Consider the following 3,603-nt stretch of genomic DNA (forward strand, 5'->3'; position numbering starts at 1 on the left):
TAGGTTCCCAGCGCCGCGCATGCGGCTCGCCAGGTCGCCATATGCGGCGTGCCCTGGTGATGCTCCAGCGCAGCCTTGTCGGCGAAATGCTCGAAGACCCGGATCACGCCGGGATCGAGCGGGTCTTCGGTCAAAGCAAAATCGAGGCACCCTGGTTCCTGGCGCGAGGCCTCCATCTGGGCGCGAAGGTGCGGCAGTAACGCCGCCCTGCGCTCAGGATCGATACGGATGACACCGGCAAGGATGATGGTCATGGGTTTGCTCTTCAAGGGGCGTCCCTGAAGCCACGCAGAGGCTGTCTGGGATCCGGGGGCAATGCTCGGAGCCGCCTTCAGCTGGCCCAGTTTGATAGGTTGGGCCGTCAAGTCTCCAGCCACGGCCGGTCGAGCGCGCGCTGGCTTTCGAACAGGTCGATGTCGGCGCCGTGGATCAGGGTCTCGCCGATGGCGTCCAGGCCGCGCAGCATCTTGTCCTTGCGCTGAGGATCGATCTGGAAGCTGAAGGTCTTGCCCGAGGGCGAAATGACCGTCTGGGCCTCCAGGTCGATGCTGACCATGTGGTTGCCGCCCTTGGCCTCGTCCATCAGGGCGGCGACCTCGTCGGGAGCCAGCACCACCGGCAGCAGACCGTTGCTGAAGCAGTTGTTGTAGAAGATGTCGGCGAAGCTGGTCGAGATCACGCACATGATCCCGAAATCCATCAGCGCCCACGGGGCGTGCTCGCGCGACGACCCGCAGCCGAAATTGTCGCCGGCGATCATCACCGATGCGCCCTTGTACTCCGGTCGGTTGAGCACGAAGTCGTCGATCGGCTTGCCTTCGCCGTCGAAGCGGAAATCGTAGAACAGGCCCTTGGCCAGGCCCTCGCGTTCCACCGTCTTGAGGAACTGCTTGGGGATGATCTGGTCGGTGTCGATATTGGCCAGGGACAGCGGCACGGCGCGGCCGTCGAGGCGGGTGAAGGCCTGCATCAGACGGTCTCCTCGAGGAAAGTCCGCACATCGACCAGATGCCCGGCGATCGCCGCCGCCGCCGCCATGGCCGGCGAGACCAGGTGGGTGCGGCCGGCGCGGCCCTGACGGCCCTCGAAATTGCGGTTGCTGGTCGAGGCGCAGCGCTCGCCTGGCTGCAGCTTGTCGGGGTTCATGGCCAGGCACATCGAGCAGCCCGGTTCGCGCCAGTCGAAGCCGGCAGCCTTAAAGATGGCGTCCAGGCCCTCTTCCTCGGCCTGTTCCTTGACCAGGCCCGAGCCCGGCACAACCATGGCCTTGACGTGGTCGGCGACCAGGCGGCCATGCAGGAAGGCCTCCTGCACCACGGCGGCGGCGCGCATGTCCTCGATCCGGCTGTTGGTGCAGGAGCCGATGAAGACGCGGTCGATGCGGGCCTCCGAGATCGGCTGGCCGGCGGTCAGGCCCATATAGTCGAGGGCCCGGTGGGCGGCGGCGCGCTTGTCGGGGGTGGCGAAGCTTTCCGGATCGGGGACGTTGCCGGTCACCGGGATGACGTCTTCCGGCGAGGTGCCCCAGGTGACCATGGGGACCAGCGCCGAGCCGTCGATCACGACCGTGCGGTCGAACACCGCGTCAGGATCGGTGGTGAAGGTCTTCCAGTGGGCCAGGGCCATGGCCCAGGTCGCGCCCTTGGGCGCGGCGGGCTTGCCCTGGATATAGGCGAACGTCGCCTCGTCGGGCGCGATCAGCCCGGCCTTGGCCCCGCCCTCGATGGTCAGGTTGCACAGGGTCATGCGGCCTTCCATCGACAGGGCCGAGATGACCTCGCCGGCGAACTCGATCACATAGCCGGTGCCGCCGGCCGTGCCGATCTCGCCGATCACGGCCAGGGCCACGTCCTTGGCGGTGACGCCAGGGCCCAGCTGCCCGTCGACCCGGACCAGCATGTTCTTGGCCTTGCGCTGGCGCAGGGTCTGGGTGGCCAGGACGTGCTCAACCTCGGAGGTGCCGATGCCGTGGGCCAGGGCCCCGAAGGCGCCGTGGGTCGAGGTGTGGCTGTCGCCGCAGACGATGGTCATGCCCGGCTGGGTGCGGCCCTGCTCGGGCCCGACCACGTGGACGATGCCGTTCCTGATGTCACCCATCGGGAAGAACGTGATGCCGTTGTCGGCGACGTTGCGAGCCAGGGTCTTGAGCTGAAGCTTGGCTTCCTCGTCGGCGACCGCGTCGACGCCCAGGCCCTGCCCCTCGGTGGGGATGTTGTGGTCGGCCACGGCCAGCGTGCGGTCGGGTCGGCGCACCTTGCGGCCGGCCGCGCGCAGGCCGGCGAAGGCCTGCGGGGTCGTCACCTCATGGATCAGGTGCAGGTCGATATAGAGGATCGCCTCGCCATCGGCTTCGCCGACGAGGTGAGCATCCCAAATCTTGTCGTAGAGGGTTTTCTGGCCGGACATGGCGGGGATATAGGGCGGATCGTGCGTGAAAATCCAGCCTCTGGCGGGGGCTGCGACAAATTCTTGCGTGAATTTTGCGACGATCGCCGAATGAGGGCGCGCCGGTCCTGAATGATCAGGGGCGCGCCCTCGTATCGCATTTTGCTTCGGCGGCATGACGCCATCCGAAGAGGGCCACCCCCTAAGAGGGAGCGGTCTGTAAGCCCGTCGCCGGAGCGGTGGGGGTGACCAGACGGTCCTCCCAAACCGAGGGTCTGTCAAGAAGGGTGTGATCGCACCCAACCCTGGCTGGACGGACGCCGGCGTCGCAGCCAAGAAAATGGCCCCGGCGTTTCCACCGGGGCCATTTCCATCAACCTTGAGGTCGAAAGCCTATTCGGCGATTTCGACCTTGTCCTTGCGGACATTGGCGCGTTCGGCGATGCGGGCCGACTTACCGCGACGGTCGCGCAGGTAGTACAGCTTGGCGCGACGGACGACGCCGCGACGCTTGACTTCGATGCTCTCGATATTCGGCGACAGCAGCGGGAACTGACGTTCCACGCCTTCACCGAACGAAATCTTGCGGACCCGGAAGCTCTCGTGAACGCCGGCGCCCGAACGGGCGATGCAGACGCCCTCGTAGGCCTGGACGCGCTCGCGCTCGCCTTCCTTGATCTTCACGTTGACGCGCAGAGTGTCGCCGGCCTGGAAGTCGGGGATCGCCCGGAGAGCCAGGAGGCGAGCGGATTCTTCCTGCTCGAGTTGTTTGATGATGTTGATCGCCATGGTCTAGTTCCTTTCGGGCTTACCCTTGGTCGGGCCGCCTTTTGCCTGTTGATTGGCGAGATGGACTTCCCAAAGATCGGGTCGCCGCTCGCGGGTGGTGTCCTCACGCATACTGTTGCGCCACTGGGGCCACCTTCTTTGTGGTCGCCCGACAGCAGCACCTCGGGGATGTCCCAGCCCTTCGAACGTCCGCGGTCGCGTGTACTGCGGATGTTCGAGAAGCCCGTCCTCGAAGCTTTCTTCCCGCGTGCTCTCGATATTCCCCAGAACCCCCGGGGCCAGTCGAACGCACGCCTCGATCACGACCATCGCCGCCGCCTCGCCACCGGCGAGCACCGCGTCTCCGACGGCGAGACCTCCTCGAACCCCCGGCGTCGAGCACCCGCTGGTCCACCCTCGAAAACGGCCGCACAGGACGATGACGCCCGG

At 66.3% G+C, this 3,603-nt stretch carries 5 protein-coding genes; all 5 read right to left on the reverse strand.

Going from position 1 to position 3,603, the window contains the following annotated elements:
- Window positions 1-254 (reverse strand): putative quinol monooxygenase (locus CSW58_RS10365; RefSeq protein WP_099447233.1); only part of this gene is annotated, 254 nt, incomplete at its 3' end.
- A gap of 107 nt (window positions 255-361) precedes the next feature.
- Window positions 362-970, reverse strand: coding sequence for a 3-isopropylmalate dehydratase small subunit (gene leuD, locus CSW58_RS10370; RefSeq protein WP_099447234.1), 609 nt, complete (start codon window positions 968-970; stop codon window positions 362-364).
- Window positions 970-2,406: a 3-isopropylmalate dehydratase large subunit gene (gene leuC / locus CSW58_RS10375; RefSeq protein ID WP_099447235.1), complete on the reverse strand. Its 1,437-nt coding sequence runs from the start codon at window positions 2,404-2,406 to the stop codon at window positions 970-972. Before leuC ends, leuD begins: the two co-directional genes overlap by 1 nt.
- Before the next feature lie 372 nt (window positions 2,407-2,778).
- Window positions 2,779-3,174, reverse strand: coding sequence for a 50S ribosomal protein L19 (gene rplS, locus CSW58_RS10380; RefSeq protein WP_099447236.1), 396 nt, complete (start codon window positions 3,172-3,174; stop codon window positions 2,779-2,781).
- A gap of 3 nt (window positions 3,175-3,177) precedes the next feature.
- Complete coding sequence (locus tag CSW58_RS10385; RefSeq protein ID WP_369825157.1) at window positions 3,178-3,594, reverse strand: hypothetical protein; 417 nt, start codon at window positions 3,592-3,594, stop codon at window positions 3,178-3,180.
- Between the last annotated feature and the right edge of the window lie 9 nt (window positions 3,595-3,603).

Source organism: Caulobacter sp. B11 (genome assembly GCF_002737765.1).
In the GTDB taxonomy this organism is placed as follows: Bacteria; Pseudomonadota; Alphaproteobacteria; order Caulobacterales; family Caulobacteraceae; genus Caulobacter.